The sequence below is a fragment of the Mycolicibacterium hodleri genome, from assembly GCF_025822245.1.
In the GTDB taxonomy this organism is placed as follows: domain Bacteria; phylum Actinomycetota; class Actinomycetes; order Mycobacteriales; family Mycobacteriaceae; genus Mycobacterium; species Mycobacterium hodleri.
Window position 1 is genome coordinate 266,014 of the sequence record NZ_JACKTL010000036.1, and the last position, 16,528, is coordinate 282,541.

Annotated in this window: 14 protein-coding genes; 12 read left to right on the plus strand and 2 right to left on the minus strand. The window is 67.0% G+C overall.

The annotated features are described in order from the left end of the window. Positions 1–11: 11 nt before the first annotated feature. From H7J06_RS16740 to H7J06_RS16785, 10 genes are read left to right on the plus strand one after another with little or no spacing between them, the layout of a single operon-like run. Positions 12–2,018, plus strand: a complete 2,007-nt coding sequence (locus tag H7J06_RS16740) for a dipeptide ABC transporter ATP-binding protein (protein ID WP_264040100.1) — start codon at positions 12–14, stop codon at positions 2,016–2,018. Further along, positions 2,018–2,893: an ABC transporter permease gene (locus H7J06_RS16745; RefSeq protein WP_264040101.1), complete on the plus strand. Its 876-nt coding sequence runs from the start codon at positions 2,018–2,020 to the stop codon at positions 2,891–2,893. The genes H7J06_RS16740 and H7J06_RS16745 overlap by 1 nt, the downstream gene beginning before the upstream one ends. An 8-nt stretch (positions 2,894–2,901) precedes the next feature. Beyond that, a complete protein-coding gene (locus tag H7J06_RS16750) occupies positions 2,902–3,906 on the plus strand; it encodes an ABC transporter permease (RefSeq protein ID WP_264040102.1) in 1,005 nt (334 codons plus the stop codon). Further along, positions 3,907–4,554 carry a cysteine hydrolase family protein gene (locus H7J06_RS16755; protein WP_264040103.1) on the plus strand — a complete coding sequence of 216 codons (648 nt, stop codon included), beginning with the start codon at positions 3,907–3,909 and terminating at the stop codon, positions 4,552–4,554. After that, positions 4,551–6,131 carry an ABC transporter substrate-binding protein gene (locus H7J06_RS16760; protein WP_264040104.1) on the plus strand — a complete coding sequence of 527 codons (1,581 nt, stop codon included), beginning with the start codon at positions 4,551–4,553 and terminating at the stop codon, positions 6,129–6,131. The genes H7J06_RS16755 and H7J06_RS16760 overlap by 4 nt, the downstream gene beginning before the upstream one ends. After that, positions 6,131–6,964: an N-acyl homoserine lactonase family protein gene (locus H7J06_RS16765; protein WP_264040105.1), complete on the plus strand. Its 834-nt coding sequence runs from the start codon at positions 6,131–6,133 to the stop codon at positions 6,962–6,964. Before H7J06_RS16760 ends, H7J06_RS16765 begins: the two co-directional genes overlap by 1 nt. Before the next feature lie 12 nt (positions 6,965–6,976). After that, the gene (locus tag H7J06_RS16770; protein WP_264040107.1) at positions 6,977–7,495 is read left to right on the plus strand and encodes a hypothetical protein; all 519 of its coding nucleotides are present in this window, start codon (positions 6,977–6,979) and stop codon (positions 7,493–7,495) included. Further along, positions 7,492–8,538 carry an isopenicillin N synthase family dioxygenase gene (locus H7J06_RS16775; protein WP_264040108.1) on the plus strand — a complete coding sequence of 349 codons (1,047 nt, stop codon included), beginning with the start codon at positions 7,492–7,494 and terminating at the stop codon, positions 8,536–8,538. The genes H7J06_RS16770 and H7J06_RS16775 overlap by 4 nt, the downstream gene beginning before the upstream one ends. Positions 8,539–8,590: 52 nt before the next feature. Beyond that, on the plus strand, positions 8,591–10,171 hold the full coding sequence (locus tag H7J06_RS16780; protein ID WP_264040109.1) for an ABC transporter substrate-binding protein: 1,581 nt from the start codon (positions 8,591–8,593) through the stop codon (positions 10,169–10,171). Beyond that, complete coding sequence (locus H7J06_RS16785; RefSeq protein ID WP_264040110.1) at positions 10,171–11,022, plus strand: N-acyl homoserine lactonase family protein; 852 nt, start codon at positions 10,171–10,173, stop codon at positions 11,020–11,022. Before H7J06_RS16780 ends, H7J06_RS16785 begins: the two co-directional genes overlap by 1 nt. 7 nt (positions 11,023–11,029) lie before the next feature. On the opposite strand, the gene H7J06_RS16790 is transcribed toward H7J06_RS16785, so the two are convergent. Beyond that, positions 11,030–12,112 (minus strand): iron-siderophore ABC transporter substrate-binding protein, encoded by a 1,083-nt coding sequence (locus tag H7J06_RS16790; protein WP_264040132.1) that lies wholly within the window; start codon positions 12,110–12,112, stop codon positions 11,030–11,032. A gap of 221 nt (positions 12,113–12,333) precedes the next feature. On the opposite strand from H7J06_RS16790, the gene ctaD reads away from it, so the two are divergent. Both ctaD and serB read left to right on the plus strand, forming a co-directional pair. Then, positions 12,334–14,079, plus strand: coding sequence for an aa3-type cytochrome oxidase subunit I (gene ctaD / locus H7J06_RS16795; protein WP_264040111.1), 1,746 nt, complete (start codon positions 12,334–12,336; stop codon positions 14,077–14,079). 26 nt (positions 14,080–14,105) lie between these two features. Further along, positions 14,106–15,341: a phosphoserine phosphatase SerB gene (serB, locus tag H7J06_RS16800; protein ID WP_264040112.1), complete on the plus strand. Its 1,236-nt coding sequence runs from the start codon at positions 14,106–14,108 to the stop codon at positions 15,339–15,341. 46 nt (positions 15,342–15,387) lie between these two features. On the opposite strand, the gene H7J06_RS16805 is transcribed toward serB, so the two are convergent. Then, complete coding sequence (locus tag H7J06_RS16805; RefSeq protein WP_264040113.1) at positions 15,388–16,425, minus strand: IS481 family transposase; 1,038 nt, start codon at positions 16,423–16,425, stop codon at positions 15,388–15,390. Between the last annotated feature and the right edge of the window lie 103 nt (positions 16,426–16,528).

Consider the following 16,528-nt stretch of genomic DNA (forward strand, 5'->3'; position numbering starts at 1 on the left):
AGCGTTCTCACATGGGCATCGCTGTTTCCGAAGGGGCTGCCATCACCGACGTCGCCACACCAACGGTGCCAACGGTCGCCGATCCCGTCGCGGCCGTCGACGACCTTCACGTGACCTTCCGGCGCAACGGCCGCGACGTGCACGCACTTCGCGGGGTGTCCTTGCAGATCGCGCCGGGGGAGATCCTCGGTCTGGTCGGCGAATCGGGTTCTGGCAAGAGCGTTCTCGGGTTCAGCCTGCTGGGACTGCTGCCCGCCCACACCCAGGTCGACGGCACCGTCACCGTCGCCGGATCCGACATGGTCCACGGCGACGACAAGGCCATCCGCAAGGTTCGGCGCCTCGACCTCGGCGCGGTGTTCCAGGACCCGATGACCTCACTGAACCCCACCATGCGGATCGGCAAGCAGGTCGCCGAGGCGGCGGGCAGTGACACCGAGGCGCTGCGCCTGCTCACCGCCGTCGGCATTCCGGAACCGGGGCGACGCATGCGTGCCTTCCCGCACGAACTCTCCGGCGGCTTGCGTCAGCGGGTGATGATCGCGATCGCCATCGCGGGTGACCCGGATCTGATCATCGCCGACGAACCCACCACGGCGCTGGACGTCACGGTGCAGGCACAGGTGCTGCGGCTCCTGGCGCGGCTTCGCGACGAGATCGGCTGCAGCATCGTCTTCATCACCCACGACCTCGGCGTCGCCGCGCAGATCTCCGATCGCATCGCCGTGCTCTACGCGGGCCGCATCGCCGAGATCGGACCCACGGCTGCGGTTCTCGGCGCGCCGGCACATCCCTACACGCACGGACTGCTTCGGTCGCGCCTCACCCTGAACACCGCGCGTGACCGCAAACTGGCCGCACTCGCCGGTTCGGTGCCAAGCGCGGTGTCCCCGCTGCCCGGGTGTGCGTTCGAACCCCGCTGCACGGTCTCGCGCGACGAGTGCACGACTGCACCGCCCGACCCGGTCGCCGTCGCGGAGGACCGCACCAGCGCCTGCATTCTGCCGATGGCCGAGGTCGCCGACGGGCTGGCCACCAAGTCGCCGAACACCGCCGAGCCGTTCCCCGTCCAGCCCGATGGTCCGGAGTTGCCCCCCTCGGTCGTGCTGCGCGACGTCACCAAGACGTTCTCGGTGACCAAGCGTTGGCTGGATCGCTCCGCCGGAGGGGGCAAACTCCAAGCGTTGCGCGGTGTTTCGCTGCGCGTCGCACACGGCGAGTCGGTGGCCCTCGTCGGGGAGAGCGGCTCGGGGAAGTCGACGCTGCTGCGCGCGATCGCCGGTCTCGAGAAGCCGACCTCCGGCGAGGTGAAACTGGTCGAGGGGCAGCGACCCCAGATGGTGTTCCAGGACGCCGGCGCCTCGTTGACGCCGTGGTTGTCGGTCGGCGAGCTGATCTCCGAGCGGCTCAGCGGCAGTGGTTTGTCGCGGTCCCAACGCAGGGACGCCGTCGTCGAGGTGCTCGAGCGGGTCGGGCTACCCGCCGAGGTCGCCAAGTCCAGGGCAGGTCAACTCTCCGGTGGGCAACGGCAACGAGTCTCGTTGGCACGGGCCACCGTGGTGCCGCCGTCGGTGCTGCTGTGTGACGAACCGACCAGTGCGCTCGACGTGTCCCTGGCCGCCTCGGTGCTGAACTTGATCGGAGATCTGCGACGCAGCCTCGACATGTCGGTGGTCTTCGTGACACACGACCTGTCGGTGGCCCGCGTCGTCGCCGACCGGATCGCGGTCATGTACCTCGGCAGGATCGTCGAGATCGGACCGGCTGAACGGGTCATCGGCGATCCTGCGCATCCGTACACGCAGGCACTCGTCGACTCGATCCCCGACATGGGTCGCGAATCCCGCATCCTGCCAGGCGAACCCGCCAGTCCACTGTCACCCCCGACCGGATGTGCGTTCCACCCCAGGTGCTCGATCTCGGTCGACGCCTGCAGCGGAGCCGAACTCGACGTCCGGCTCGAGGGCGTCCCCGGCAACCCGCACCAAGTCGCGTGCATCGAAAGGCGAGCGGTCTGATGGCAATCGCAACGGCGGCTCCGCCGGCTGTACCGCTGGTGCGTGGGCGCCAGCGCCGGATCCTGTCCCTGCAGTCCCGCTCGACGGTAATCAACTGGGCTGGTTTCTCCCTCATCTTCGTGGTCACGCTGGTCGCGATCGCCGTACCGCTGCTGGCTCCTCACGATCCGCTGGTTCCCGTCGGCATGCCGCTGCAGGCACCCGGCAAGAACGGCTTCCTCCTCGGAAGTGACAGCATCGGCCGCGACATCCTGTCGCGAGTGCTCTACGGCATCCGCTCGAGTTGGTTTGCGGCGCTGGTCGTGGTGGCCGTCGGGCTGCTGTTCGGCGGGTTGATCGGCTTGATCGCCGGCGCGACCGGGGGCTGGGTGGACTCGGTGCTCATGCGCATCACCGACGGGTTCCTGTCGCTGCCCGCCCCGGTGCTGGCCATCGCCGTGGTCGCCGCGCTCGGGCCGAGCTTCGTGCACACCCTGGTGGCGGTGTCGATCGTGTGGTGGCCGTTCTATGCGCGACTGGTCCGCGGTGAGGTGGCGAGGCTGGCGGCCCGTCCGCACGTCGAAGCCGCACGACTGGCCGGAGTGAACCGCTTTCGGCTCGCACGACGCCATCTGCTTCCCGGCGCGGTACCCAATGCGGTGGTCGCCGCCAGCCTCGACGTCGGCACGCTGATCCTCACCCTCGCCGCGCTGTCATTCCTCGGTCTCGGACAGTCCGCACCGGCGGCCGAGCTGGGCGCCGACTCGGCCCGCAACCTGAGTTACTTCCTGCAGCAGTGGTGGATCCCGGTGATGCCCGGGTTGGGCGTCCTGGTTCTGGCACTGATCGGAAACATCGCGGGCGACAGCCTGCGCAACCTGATGAAGACGAGCTAGGTAGGGACATGAAGACCTTCATCGCGGCACGCATCGGTGCCACGGTAGCGATCCTGATCGCCCTGACCGGCGTGATGTTCCTGCTGCAACACATTTCCCCGATGGATCCGGTCAAGGCGCAGCTTGGCGCCCAGGCGTCGGCGCAGGCCGTGGCCGCGCGGCGGGAAGCACTGGGACTCAACGAGCCAGTGCTGGTGCAGTTTTGGCACTACCTGACCGGCGCCGTGACCGGCGATCTCGGCACGTCGTTCCGGACCCGCCACGGCGTCGCGTCCGACCTCGGCACGTTCTTTCCGGCCACCCTGGAGCTGGCGCTCTACGGCCTGGCCTTCGCGTTGGTGCTGGCCGTCTTGCTGGCCTTCAGCACGACGTTGAAGTGGCGTGGCGCCGGCATCCTGCGGGCCATCCTGTTCACCGGGTCGTCGGCGCCGATGTTCCTGCTCGGCATCCTCGGGTTGATCGTGTTCTACAAGGAGTTGGGCTGGGTGCCGGCCAACGGTCGGATCGCCATCGCCAACCCGCCCACCGGACCGACGGGGCTGCTGACCGTCGACGGCCTGCTGCACGGGCGATTCGACGTCGCCGCCGACGCCTTCCACCACCTGATCCTGCCGGCACTGGTCATCGCGATCGGTCCCGCCGTGGCCATCGGGCGCGTCCTACGCAGCAGCCTGCTCGGCGACATCGACAGCGACTACGCCAGGACGGCACGGGCCAAGGGGTTGCCGGAGGGCAAGATTCTGGCCCGCCACGTGCTGCGAAACTCCGTCGGTTCGGCGTTGTCGATGACAGGTCTTCAAGTGGGACTGATGTTCTCGGGTGTGCTGGTCGTCGAGCAGGTGTTCGGTTGGCCGGGCATCGGGCAGTACATCGCCCAGAGCATCCCCGTCGCGGACTTCCCGGCCATCGCCGGCGTCACGCTGATGCTCGGTGCCCTCTACGTCTTCATCAACACGGCGGTGGACCTCATGCAGGCCGCAGCTGATCCACGTATCGCCACAACAGGAGGTTAGGTGCCGAAACAGCCACTCATCGTGGGAAACCCGGTGTTCGTCGTCGTCGACATGCAGGAGAGCGATGCACTTCCCGCCGACGAGATGGGAATTCCCGTCATGCCAGGGCACGCCGAACGCGTCGCAGTCGCCGAGCGACTGCTCGCCGCGGCGCGCGCCGCGGACATCCCGGTGGTGTTCTTCCAAGAGGTGCACCGGCCCAGTGGCGTCGACTTCGGCCGCGAGCTCGACGGCGTCGAGGGTGTGCACTGTGTGGAGGGTCAGCGCGGCACCGACCTCGAACCGACGCTGCGACCGGTGCTCGACGGATCACGGAACGAATTCCACCTCGTCAAGCGGCGCTACTCCGGCTTCATCGGCACCGAATTCGACATCGTGCTCCGCGGCCTCAAGGCCGACACGCTGATCCTCGTCGGCGGTCTCACCGACGTCTGCGTGCACTACACCTTTGCCGACGCCCACCAGCGCGACTACTACGTGCGCGTGGTCACCGACTGCGTCGGAGGGTCCTCGCAGTACCGGCACGACGCGGCACTGGACGCGATGGAGTATCTGCAGACCGGCGCGCTGCGCACCAGCGACGAGATCCTCGCCGCGTTCACCGAGCTCGCCGATCCCGCGCCCGCTCTCGAAGAAGCCATCCGATGACCATCAGATTCCGCGCCATGGCGGCCGTCGCCACCGTGGCCGTCGTCGCGCTGAGTGGCTGCGGGGGTTCGGATTCCGGCAGCAGCACGCCGAATGCCGCGCCGACCGACAAGGTGTTGCACCTGTCGTTCCTGCAGGATCCGGGGCAGCCGCCGGACCCCGACATCTTCTATGCGGGGCAGGGCCTGCTGCTGACCACCAACACCTACGAGGGTCTGCTGCAGTACAAGGCGGGTACCGAGAAGCCGGAGCTGGAACCGCTTCTCGCCACCGAGTGGACCGCGTCCCCGGACAACAAGGTGTTCACCTTCAAGCTCCGCGAGGGCGTGAAGTTCCACGACGGGACGCCGTTCACCTCGGCGGCGGTCAAGGCCTCGTTCGACCGCAGGCTCGCCGTCAACCAGGGACCCGCGTACATGGTGTCCGACGTCGAATCAGTCTCGACACAGGGTGATTACGGCGTCACCGTCACCCTGAAGGCACCCAACTCGGCGTTCCTGGACTACCTGGCCTGCGCGTACGGTCCACGGATGCTCAGCCCCGAGGGCCTGAAGAAGAACGCGGGCACCGACAATGCTCAGACGTATCTCACCAACCACGATCTGGGCACCGGGCCGTTCACGCTGGCCGCCGCCGAGGTCGGATCGCGCTATGCGCTCGAGGCCTACCCGGACTACTGGGGTCCCAAGCCGTACTTCGAGAAGGTGGAGATTCCCGTCATCACCGACGTCTCCGCGCAGCAGCTGCAGTTCAACAACGGCCAGGTCGCGGCGATCCTGCACGACCTGCCGTCCTCGGCCGTGCAGTCCTACCTCGACAACAAGTCGTTCGCGAACTACTCACTGCCGACGATGATGTCGAACTACCTGTACGTCAACCCACACAAGGGGATGATGACCGACGCCAAGAACCGAACTGCCGTCCTGCAGGCCATCGACGTCGACGAACTGGTCAAGCAGACCTACTTCGGGCGCGGCAAGGTCGCGGACCAGATCTACCCGCCCAACGTGATGAGCCCGGAGTACGCGAAGCAGTCCGTGCCGCACGACCCGTCGGTGCTGACGGCGTTGGCCGGTAGCCTGCCCGCCGACCAGAAGAACGTCACCATCGGCTACGACTCCAGCAACCCCGACAACCAGTTGGTGAGCAACCTGATTCAGACCCAGCTCGCCGCGGCCGGCCTGACGGCCAAGGTGCAGGCGTACCCGACCTCGGAGACCTTTGGCTGGGTCGGAACCGACGGCCAGACCGCACCGGAGATCTTCGTCGCACTGGCGTGGCCGGACGCGCCGTCGCCCTATACGTGGGGCCACATCTCGTGGGACGCGACGGGTGGACTGAACTACCTGGGCTGCTCGGCGCCACCGGTGAGCGACGCACTCGCGAAGGGTCTGCCGGACGGGTCGCCCGAGGCGTTCTCACAGGCCGGTCTCGAGGCGGTCAAGACGGGCTGCTGGCTGAACATCGCCAGCGTCAACGACTTCGTGGTGGCCCAGCCGTGGCTCAAGGGCGTCGAGCAAGCGCACGTCGTGACCAACCCGAACTCCTTGCGCCTCGCCGCGCTGTCGGCGGGCTGATGACCGGGCTGGCGCGCAAGAGCGGTGTCCGCAGGATCGTCCTGTTCACGCTGGGCTGGGAGGATCTGCCGAAGTCGGTGTCGGTGTACGGCGCCCCGGAGGAACAATTCCGGTGCCCCGTGCCAGGGGTGCTGCTGCAGACCGACGGCGGGTGGGTGCTGCTAGACACCGGGTTCAACACCGCGTTGATCCGCGATCCGGCCCTGCATCGAAGGTACTTCCCCTCGATGGAGTATCAGCCGCTGCTACCCGGTCCCGGTGAACCAATCGAGGAGTCGTTGTACGAGATTGGCGTGGACATCGACGACATCCATCTCGTGGCGCTGTCGCACCTGCACGTCGACCACGCCGGTGGACTCAAGTTGTTCGCCGGCAAGGTGCCCGTGCACGCGCAGCGTCGTGAGTTGGAGTACGGACTGTCGAATCATCCGGTGCCGCAGAGCCATGCGATCTTCCGGGTGGACTTCGACGATCCGACCATCGACTGGCGCCTGGCGGACGGGGAGGCCGAGATCGCGCCGGGGATCACCGCGATACCCACCTACGGGCACACCCCTGGGCATCAGAGCTTCATGGTGGAAATGGACGAGTCGGTGGGCGGGGACGGGTTCGTGTTCGCCTTCGACGCCGCCGACCTGACCGAGAACATCGAGCACGAGCGTGCCATCGGCGGCTACGTCGACGTCGAACCCGAGGAGACCGTCGAGCCGATCCGCCGACTCAAGGAGCTCGCGGCGAAGAAGGGTTATCCGTTGATCCCCGGTCACGATCCGCACGTGTGGCCGGAGTTGACCACCCACTTCCACGAGCGCTTCGGTCCGGTACCGGCATAGATGGACGTCATGATGGCCGAATGCACCGGGCTATGGCGGCGCACCCTCCTCGTCGGCGCCGACGGATCGCGGGATACCGGCGGGAACGTTCGGTGGCTCCAAGGCATCACCGCCTACGTCGACTCCCGAGGGTTTGCCGGCCCACTTCACCAGCACGGCAACGTCTTCGAGTGGCATCGCGACGTCGACCTCGAACCACCGGGGCCGTTTCCCGACGCCGGGGCGATGCATTGGGACGGTGACGTCCTCGTCGAGACCGGCGTCCACGAAAACTACTCCGAACACTGGGTGCGCGACGCGGACTCGGCGGGTGGGTGCGCAGCGGCCTTCCTGCGATCTCCCGACGGGTCGAGCGGACTGCTGATGCGCGTCGGAGACCTCTTCGGTTGGGCGGGTTCGGGGTCGGTGGTGATCGGTGCGCTCGGCGGGGTGGAGTGGACGAATTTGGAAATCGCGCCGTCGGATGACCACGTCGACGCCGTCGGCCAGCGATGGCGCGTGCAACGATGCGAAGGGAAGTCAATCACGTGACCGGTATGACCTCGTTTACCTCGGTGCCGATCGTCGACGTCAGCGGTCTGCGATCGCCGGACGCCGCCGACCGTGACCGGGTGTCGGCCGAGATCGGAAGAGCGGCAAGTGAAGTCGGATTCTTCTACGTCAGCGGTTCCGGCGTCGACGAGTCGACGTTCGACCGCATGCTCCAGGCCACCAAGGAGTTCTTCGCGCTGCCGCTCGACGAGAAGATGCGAAGCTACATCGGCCTGTCCCGCTGTCATCGCGGCTACGTGCCGATCGGCGAGGAGGGCGTCGAAACCGCCGCGGACGCCGTGCCCGACCTCAAGGAGGCGTTCGACACCGCGCTCGACCTGCCCGCCGACGACCCCGACTACCTGGCGGGCAACCCGATGCTCGGTCCGAACGCATGGCCGGAGCTGCCGGGCTTCGCCGAGGCCGTGACCGACTACTACGAGGCGGTGCTCGAGGTCGGACATCTGCTGCTGCGGGCGTTCGCCGTTGCCCTGGGGGAGGATCCCGAGGTCTTCACCCGGCACGCCACCAAGACCCCGAGCCAACTGCGGCTCGTGCACTATCCCTACAACCCCGACGCGCGGGACGGACTCGGCATCGGGGCGCACACCGACTACGAATGCTTCACGCTGCTGAAGCCGACGGCGCCGGGGCTCGAGGTCCTCAACGGTGCAGGGGAGTGGATCGACGTCCCCCCGGTGCCGGGAACCTTCGTCGTGAACATCGGTGACCTACTCGAATTGTGGACCAGCGGTGCATTCGTCGCGACCAGCCACCGCGTCCGAAAGGTCGCCGAGGAGCGCTACTCGTTCCCGCTGTTCTTCAACGTCGACTACGACACCGAGGTGAAGCCGCTGCCGCAGTTCGTCTCTCCCGACACGCCGCAACGCCCGCCGCTGAAGGCGGGGGAGCACCTGTTCGCCCAGACGGCACAGAGTTTCGCGTACCTGCGACAGCGCGTCGAGAGCGGCGAGCTGTCACTGCCGGAGGGCTCGCTGAAGCTCAATCAGTTTGGCCAGCAGGCACTCTTGGGCGTCGAGTGACCCGCGTGCACTACGCCCTCATCACCGTCCCCGTTCTCGAAGGAGCCACCCGATGACCACCAGATTCCGCGCCCTTGCCGCGCTTGCCGCAACGGCCGTCCTCGCGTTGACCGCCTGCGGCGGTTCGGATTCGGGCAGCAGCACGCCGAATGCCGCACCGACTGACAAGGTGCTGCACTTGTCCTTCCTGCAGGATCCGGGGCAGCCGCCGGACCCCGACGTGTACTACGCGGGGCAGGGCCTGCTGCTGACGACCAACACCTACGAGGGTCTGCTGCAGTACAAGGGGGGTACCGACAAGCCGGAGCTGGAACCGCTCCTCGCCACCGAGTGGACGGCGTCTCCGGACAACAAGGTGTTCACCTTCAAGCTCCGAGAAGGGGTCAAGTTTCACGACGGGACGCCGTTCACCTCGGCGGCGGTCAAGGCGTCGTTCGATCGACGCCTCGCCGTCAACCAGGGGCCCGCGTACATGGTGACCGACGTCGATTCGATTACCACACAGGGTGATTACGGCGTCACGATCACCCTGAAGGCGCCGAACTCGGCATTCCTGGACTACCTGGCCTGCCCGTACGGACCGCGGATGCTCAGCCCGGAGGGGCTCGCGAAGAACGGCGGCTCCGATCACGCGCAGGGATACCTGACCAACCACGACCTTGGCACGGGACCGTTCACGCTGACCGCCGCCGAGGTGGGCTCGAAGTACGAACTGACCGCCTTCGGCGACTATTGGGGCACCAAGCCGTACTTCGAGAAGGTCGAGCTCCCGGTCATCACCGACGTCTCCGCGCAGCAGCTGCAGTTCAACAACGGCCAGGTTGCGGCGATCCTGCACGACCTGCCGTCCTCGGCGGTGCAGTCCTACCTGGACAACAAGGCCTTCACCAACTACTCGCTGCCGACCATGATGTCGAACTACGTCTACGTCAACCCGCGCAAGGGCATGATGACCGACGCCAAGAACCGCACCGCCGTGCTGCAGGCCATCGACGTCGACGAGTTGGTCAAGCAGACCTACTTCGGGCGCGGCAAGAGAGCCGAACAGATCTACCCGCCGAACATGATGGCCGCCGAGTTCGGCAAGCAGACGGTGCCGCACGATCCGTCGGTCCTCACGGCTCTGGCGGCAAGCCTGCCCGCCGACCAGAAGTCCGTCACCATCGGCTACGACTCCAGCAACCCGGACAATCAGTTGATCAGCAACCTGATTCAGACGCAGCTGGCCGCCGCCGGCCTCGACGCCAAGGTGCAGGCCTATCCCACGTCGGAGATCTACGGCTGGGTCGGCACCGACGGGCAGTCCGCGCCGGACATCATGACCTACCTCGGCTGGCCGGACGCGCCGTCCCCGTACACGTGGGGTCACATCTCGTGGGATGCCGACGGTGGCCTGAACTTCTTCGGATGCTCGGCGCCCGCGGTCACCGCTGCCCTGAACAAGGGTCTGCCGAACGCCTCGGCCCCGGACTATTCGACTGCCGGCGAAGAGGCGGTCAAGACCGGCTGCTGGTTGAACGTCGCCGACGTCAACGACTTCATGGTCGCCCAGCCGTGGCTGAAGGGCGTCGAGCAGGCGCACGTCGTGACCAACCCGAACTCGCTGCGCCTCGCCGCGCTGTCGGTCGGTTGATGGCGACGCTGGTCCGCCCCGGCGGTGTCCGCCGGATCATCCTGCTGACGCTCGGCTGGGAGGAACTGCCGAAGTCGGTGTCGGTGTACGGCGCCCCTCCAGAAGAGCGGATGCGGGAACCCGTGCCCGGTGTGCTGCTCCAGACCGACGGCGGCTGGGTGCTGCTGGACACCGGGTTCAACACCGCGCTGGTGCGGGATCCGGCCCTGCACCGGAGGTTCTTCCCGACGGTCGAATACCGCCCGGTGCTGCCCGGCCCCGGCGAGCCGATCGAGCAGCGGCTCGCCGAGGTGGGGGTGGACTTCGAGTCGATCCACACCGTGGCCGTCAGCCACCTGCACCACGACCATGCCGGCGGGCTCAAACTCTTCGCCGGCAAGATTCCGGTGCACGCCCAGCGCCGTGAACTCGAGTACGGGCTGTCGAATCATCCTGAGCCCGAACGCAATGCGATCGTGCGGGTGGACTTCGACGACCCGACCATCGACTGGCGTCTCGCCGACGGAGAGGCCGAGATCGCGCCGGGGATCACCGCGATACCCACCTATGGGCACACCCCGGGACACCAGAGCTTCATGGTGGAGTTGGACGAATCGGTGGGCGGTGACGGCTTCGTGTTCGCCTTCGACGCCGCCGACCTGACCGAGAACATCGAGCACGAACTCGCCATCGGCGGATTCATCGACGTCGAACCGGAGGAGACCGTCGAGCCGATCCGTCGGCTCAAGGAACTCGCGGCCCGTAGGGGCTACCCGTTGATCCCCGGTCACGATCCGCACGTGTGGCCGGAGTTGACCACGCACTTCCACGAGCGCTTCGGCACGGTGCCTGCGGAATCGATCGCCGAATAGCGCTGCGTCAGTTGATCGGTGCGTTGACCACCACGAGGTCGGCGAGGATGCCGCGGGCGGCCACGATGCCCTCCCCGGTCTGCCACACCTCGTCGTTCACGACGTACACGCGGTTGTCGCGCACCGCGGACAGCTTCTTCCACGCCTCGCTCTCGAGCACCTCCGGGGCGCGTGCCTTGGCGGCGGGAGAGTCGAAGGACAGGAAGACGACGTCGCCGTCGGCCGACGAGAAGTCGGTCGACTTGGACACGTCTGAGATGCCGACCTCCTCGTAGGGCTTGTCCTTGAAGCGCTGCGTCGCGGGGCGGTCCGCGCCGACCGCGCCCAGGATGCTGGCCGGGAAGTCGTCGAGGCCGTAGACGCGCAGCGTGTTCTCGGTCAACTGCACGACCGAGACCTGGTAGTGCGTGGCGTCGTTGTCGGCGCCGACCTTGTCGGCGGCCCGCTCGAACCCGTCGACCAGCTGATTGGCGGCGTCGGCGCGGCCCGTCGCGGCACCGACCGTGCGCAGCGTGTCCTGCCAGCCCGGACCGGGGGCTCCGGTGAACACCGTCGGGGCGATCGCCGACAGTTCGCCGTAGGCCTCCGGCGTCAGGGCCTGGGAGCCGAGGACCAGGTCGGGGTTCGCGGCCTTGATCTCGGCGAGGTCGGGTGACGAGCGGTCACCGGCTGCGGGCACGTCGTGGATCACCGCGCCGAGGTAGGACGGTTGGCCCGAGGACCCGTCCCGAGGGGCGGCAACCACGACGCGCGACTGCAGTCCGAGCGCACACAGGGCGTCGAGCTGGTCACCGGAGAGCACGGCGATGCGTTGGGGGTCGGGGGCCACCTCGGTGGTGCCGGCGGCGTGGCGCACCTCGCGGTTCGGCGGGTCGTCGAGCGGCGCCGGGTCGGGCGCGCACGACTCGTCGGGTCGGCGCTCATTGCCCAGGACGGCCGCCCCGGCGATCTTGGTGGTGCTCGTCACCGGAGAATTGGCGGGCGACGCCGAGTCCGGGGCGCCGGGTGGGTTCGGCGAGCCCCCACAGCCGGTGGCCAGCGTCGCCACGACCGCCGTGGTGACGGCTGCCGCGGCGGCGATCGGACCCATCCGCGAGCTCAGGAACGCCACGCCGCAGACGGTACCAAGCCGCGGGCCGCCCGCCCGCCCGTCGACCGCGTCCGGGCCGTTCGAGCCTGGTCACGAGCCGTCGAACGGAGACTTCTTACCAAATACGACACTTTGTAGGACCCATGGCGCGACACCGCCCGGCGGGGGATAAGATTGCCGACGAGCCCACGGGTTCGCCCGTCGATATTTTGGAGGACCTGTTGGTAGCCGAAGCGCCCCCAATCGGAGAACTCGAGGCACGCCGTCCGTTCCCGGCACGGATGGGTCCCAAGGGCAACCTGATCTACAAGCTGGTGACCACCACCGATCACAAGCTGATCGGCATCATGTACTGCGTCGCCTGCTTCGTCTTCTTCTTCATCGGTGGCTTGATGGCGCTGTTCATGCGCGCCGAGCTGGCCCTGCCCGGTCTGCAGTTCCTGAGCAACGAGCAGTACAACCAGCTGTTCACCATGCACGGCACCGTGATGCTGCTGTTCTACGCGACGCCGATCGTCTTCGGCTTCGCCAACCTGGTGCTGCCCCTGCAGATCGGCGCACCCGACGTGGCGTTCCCGCGTCTGAACGCGTTCTCGTTCTGGCTGTTCCTGTTCGGCGCGCTGATCGCGATCGCGGGTTTCATCACCCCCGGTGGCGCCGCCGACTTCGGCTGGACCGCGTACTCCCCGCTGACCGACGCCATTCACTCGCCCGGTGCGGGTGGTGACCTGTGGATCATGGGCCTGGCCGTCGGTGGTCTTGGCACCATCCTCGGTGGCGTCAACATGATCACCACGGTGGTCTGCATGCGCGCCCCCGGCATGACGATGTTCCGGATGCCGATCTTCACCTGGAACATCCTGGTGACCTCGATCCTGGTGCTGCTGGCCTTCCCGCTGCTGACCGCCGCGCTGTTCGGCCTGGCGGCCGACCGTCACCTGGGTGCGCACATCTACGACCCTGCCAACGGCGGTGTGCTGCTGTGGCAGCACCTGTTCTGGTTCTTCGGCCACCCCGAGGTGTACATCATCGCGCTGCCGTTCTTCGGCATCGTCTCGGAGATCTTCCCGGTGTTCAGCCGCAAGCCGATCTTCGGTTACACGACGCTGATCTACGCGACGCTGGCCATTGCGGCCCTGTCGGTCGCGGTGTGGGCGCACCACATGTACGCCACCGGCGCGGTGCTGCTGCCGTTCTTCTCCTTCATGACGTTCCTGATCGCCGTGCCAACGGGCATCAAGTTCTTCAACTGGATCGGCACGATGTGGAAGGGGCAGTTGACCTTCGAGACACCGATGCTGTTCTCGGTGGGCTTCCTCGTCACGTTCCTGCTCGGTGGCCTGTCCGGCGTGCTGCTGGCCAGCCCCCCGCTGGACTTCCACGTCACCGACTCGTACTTCGTGATCGCGCACTTCCACTACGTGCTCTTCGGCACCATCGTGTTCGCCACCTACGCGGGCATCTACTTCTGGTTCCCGAAGATGACGGGCCGCCTGCTCGACGAGCGCCTGGGCAAGTTGCACTTCTGGCTGACGTTCATCGGCTTCCACACCACCTTCCTGGTGCAGCACTGGGTCGGTGACGAGGGCATGCCCCGCCGTTACGCCGACTACCTGCCCAGCGACGGCTTCACGACGCTGAACGTCGTCTCGACGATCGGTGCGTTCATCCTCGGCATCTCGACGATCCCGTTCGTCTGGAACGTGTTCAAGAGCTGGCGCTACGGCGAGCCGGTCGTGGTGGACGATCCTTGGGGTTACGGCAACTCCCTGGAGTGGGCGACCAGCTGCCCGCCGCCGCGACACAACTTCACCGAACTGCCCCGGATCCGTTCGGAGCGGCCGGCGTTCGAGCTGCACTACCCGCACATGGTCGAGCGGATGCGCGCCGAGGCGCACATCGGTGGCGGACCGCACCCCTCTGGCGGTGACGTCACCGAGAACGACGACGTCAAGGTCCGTAGCTGATCGAGTCGTAGGGGCCGTTCGCAGTAATGAGTGGGTCAAGCGTGTCGGTTCTCATCACCGTCACCGGAGTCGATCAACCAGGTGTCACGTCGGCCCTCTTCGAGGTGCTGTCGCGGCACAAGGTGGACCTGCTCAACGTCGAACAGGTGGTGATCCGCAACCGGCTCACGCTCGGTGTGCTGGTGGCCGGACCGGCTGACGTCGCCGGGGGAGCGCACCTGCGGGACGAGGTGACCACGGCGATCCAGGCGGTCGGCCTGGACGTCACCATCGAACGCAGCGACGACCTTCCGGTACTCGGGGAGCCCTCGACGCACACGATCGTCGTGCTGGGCCGACCCATCACGGCCGAGGCGTTCGGGGTGGTGGCCAATGAGGTCGCCACGCTCGGCGTCAACATCGACTTCATCCGCGGGGTGTCGGACTATCCCGTCACGGGTCTGGAGCTGAGGGTCTCGGTGCCGCCCGGTGCGGCCTACGGCCAGCTGCAGACGGCGTTGGCGCGGGTGGCCGCCGCCGAGGGCGTCGACATCGCGCTGGAGGACTACAGCTTGTCGCGACGGGCCAAGCGGCTCATCGTGTTCGACGTCGACTCGACCCTGATCCAGGGCGAGGTGATTGAGATGCTGGCCGAACGGGCCGGTGCGTTGGCCGCCGTCGCCGAGGTGACGGACGCGGCGATGCGCGGCGAGCTGGACTTCGCCGAGTCGCTGCACAAGCGGGTGGCCACGCTCGCCGGACTACCCGCGACCGTGCTCGACGAGGTGGCCGACCAGATCGAGTTGACCGCGGGAGCGCGGACGACGATCCGAACGCTGCGCCGCCTGGGCTACTACTGCGGCATCGTCTCCGGCGGCTTCCGTCAGGTGATCGAGCCGTTGGCCCACGACCTGATGATGGACTTCGTGGCCGCCAACGAACTCGAGATCGTCGACGGCGTCCTGACTGGGCGCGTGGTCGGCAACGTCGTCGACCGGCCCGGAAAGGCCAAGGCGCTCAGGGACTTTGCCCAGCAGGTCGGCGTCCCGATGGAGCAGACCGTGGCCGTCGGTGACGGTGCCAACGACATCGACATGCTGGCCGCCGCCGGGCTCGGCGTCGCGTTCAACGCCAAGCCCGCGCTGCGCGAGGTAGCCGACGCGTCGCTGAGCCATCCCTACCTGGACACGGTGCTGTTCATCCTTGGCGTGACGCGCGGCGAGATCGAGGCGGCCGACGCGGTCGACGGGACGCTGCGCCGCGTCGACATCCCCGACGACTAGGTCGACTAGATGTTCTTCGCAGGCAGGTTGTGAACGGTGAGGCGTTCTATGGGTGACTTGCCGCCGATGCCGGTGTGGGGTCTGTGGTGATTGTAGAGATGAACCCAGGCTTGTTCTTCGCAGGCAGGTTGTGAACGGTGAGGCGTTCTATGGGTGACTTGCCGCCGATGCCGGTGTGGGGTCTGTGGTGATTGTAGAGATGAACCCAGGCTTGGTAGGTCGCTGCGCGGGCTTCGTCGGTGAGGTAGGTCTGGGCGTAGGCCCACTCTTGGTTGAGGGTGCGGTTGAATCTCTCCACTTTCCCGTTGGTCTGCGGACGGTAGGGACGGGTGCGTTTGTGGGCGACATCGGGACCGAGCGCTTGGGCGAACAGTGTTGAGCGATAACACGATCCGTTGTCGGTCAAAACGCGTTTGACGTCGATTCCGTGGCTGGCGAAGTACGCCTTGGCCCGCACCCAGAACGCCGCGGCGGTCTCCTTGCGTTCATCGCCGAGGATCTCCGAATACGCCAACCGAGAATGGTCGTCGACGGCGTGATGGACGAAGGCGTACCCCCGGCCGCGTTTCTTGTTGTGGCGGTTGCCGATGGTGCGGCCGAGCTTGCGATGCCCGCCACCGTCGGGGATGCGTCCGAGCTTCTTGATGTCGACGTGCACCAAGTCTCCGGGGGCGTCGTGCTCGTAGCGTCTCGGTGCCGGTGTGCGTACCGCCAATCCGGTGGCCTGGTCCAGATCCCGTAGCAGCGGCATCCGGTAGCGGTGCAGGACGGCTTGCACGGTCGACCGGGGAATGAGCAGGTGATAGGCGATGCGATGTGGCCCCCACCGGCGCTCGAACCGCAGGCCGAGGATGCGCTGTTCGGTCCTACGGCAGGTCCGGTGCGGGCTGGTGCGTGGCCGACTGGAGCGATCCGCCATGCCCGCCGCGCCGTGGGCGCGGTAGCGGTCGGCCCACTTCTTGGCCGTCGCCGGCGAGCACTGGAACCGTTCAGCCGCGCGGCGGTAGGTCCATCCGTGATCCACGATCGCCGAGGCGAGCCGAGATCGCCCCTTCGGAGTCAGACAGGCATTAGCGTGGACCATGAGGACCTCTCGGTATTGGGGTGCGTGTGGTAACCACACCGATACCGGAGGTCCTCACCTACTTTCGGAAGCCACGCCGTTCACAACCTGCCTGGTCATTACA

Bases quoted from the DNA above. Each gene is read 5' to 3' on its own strand.
- H7J06_RS16740 (WP_264040100.1), top strand. From the start codon at position 12: ATGGGCATCGCTGTTTCCGAAGGGGCTGCCATCACCGACGTCGCCACA.
- H7J06_RS16745 (WP_264040101.1), top strand. From the start codon at position 2,018: ATGGCAATCGCAACGGCGGCTCCGCCGGCTGTACCGCTGGTGCGTGGG.
- H7J06_RS16750 (WP_264040102.1), top strand. From the start codon at position 2,902: ATGAAGACCTTCATCGCGGCACGCATCGGTGCCACGGTAGCGATCCTG.
- H7J06_RS16760 (WP_264040104.1), top strand. From the start codon at position 4,551: ATGACCATCAGATTCCGCGCCATGGCGGCCGTCGCCACCGTGGCCGTC.
- H7J06_RS16765 (WP_264040105.1), top strand. From the start codon at position 6,131: ATGACCGGGCTGGCGCGCAAGAGCGGTGTCCGCAGGATCGTCCTGTTC.
- H7J06_RS16770 (WP_264040107.1), top strand. From the start codon at position 6,977: ATGGCCGAATGCACCGGGCTATGGCGGCGCACCCTCCTCGTCGGCGCC.
- H7J06_RS16780 (WP_264040109.1), top strand. From the start codon at position 8,591: ATGACCACCAGATTCCGCGCCCTTGCCGCGCTTGCCGCAACGGCCGTC.
- H7J06_RS16785 (WP_264040110.1), top strand. From the start codon at position 10,171: ATGGCGACGCTGGTCCGCCCCGGCGGTGTCCGCCGGATCATCCTGCTG.
- H7J06_RS16790 (WP_264040132.1), bottom strand. From the start codon at position 12,112: ATGGGTCCGATCGCCGCCGCGGCAGCCGTCACCACGGCGGTCGTGGCG.
- serB (WP_264040112.1), top strand. From the start codon at position 14,106: ATGAGTGGGTCAAGCGTGTCGGTTCTCATCACCGTCACCGGAGTCGAT.
- H7J06_RS16805 (WP_264040113.1), bottom strand. From the start codon at position 16,425: ATGGTCCACGCTAATGCCTGTCTGACTCCGAAGGGGCGATCTCGGCTC.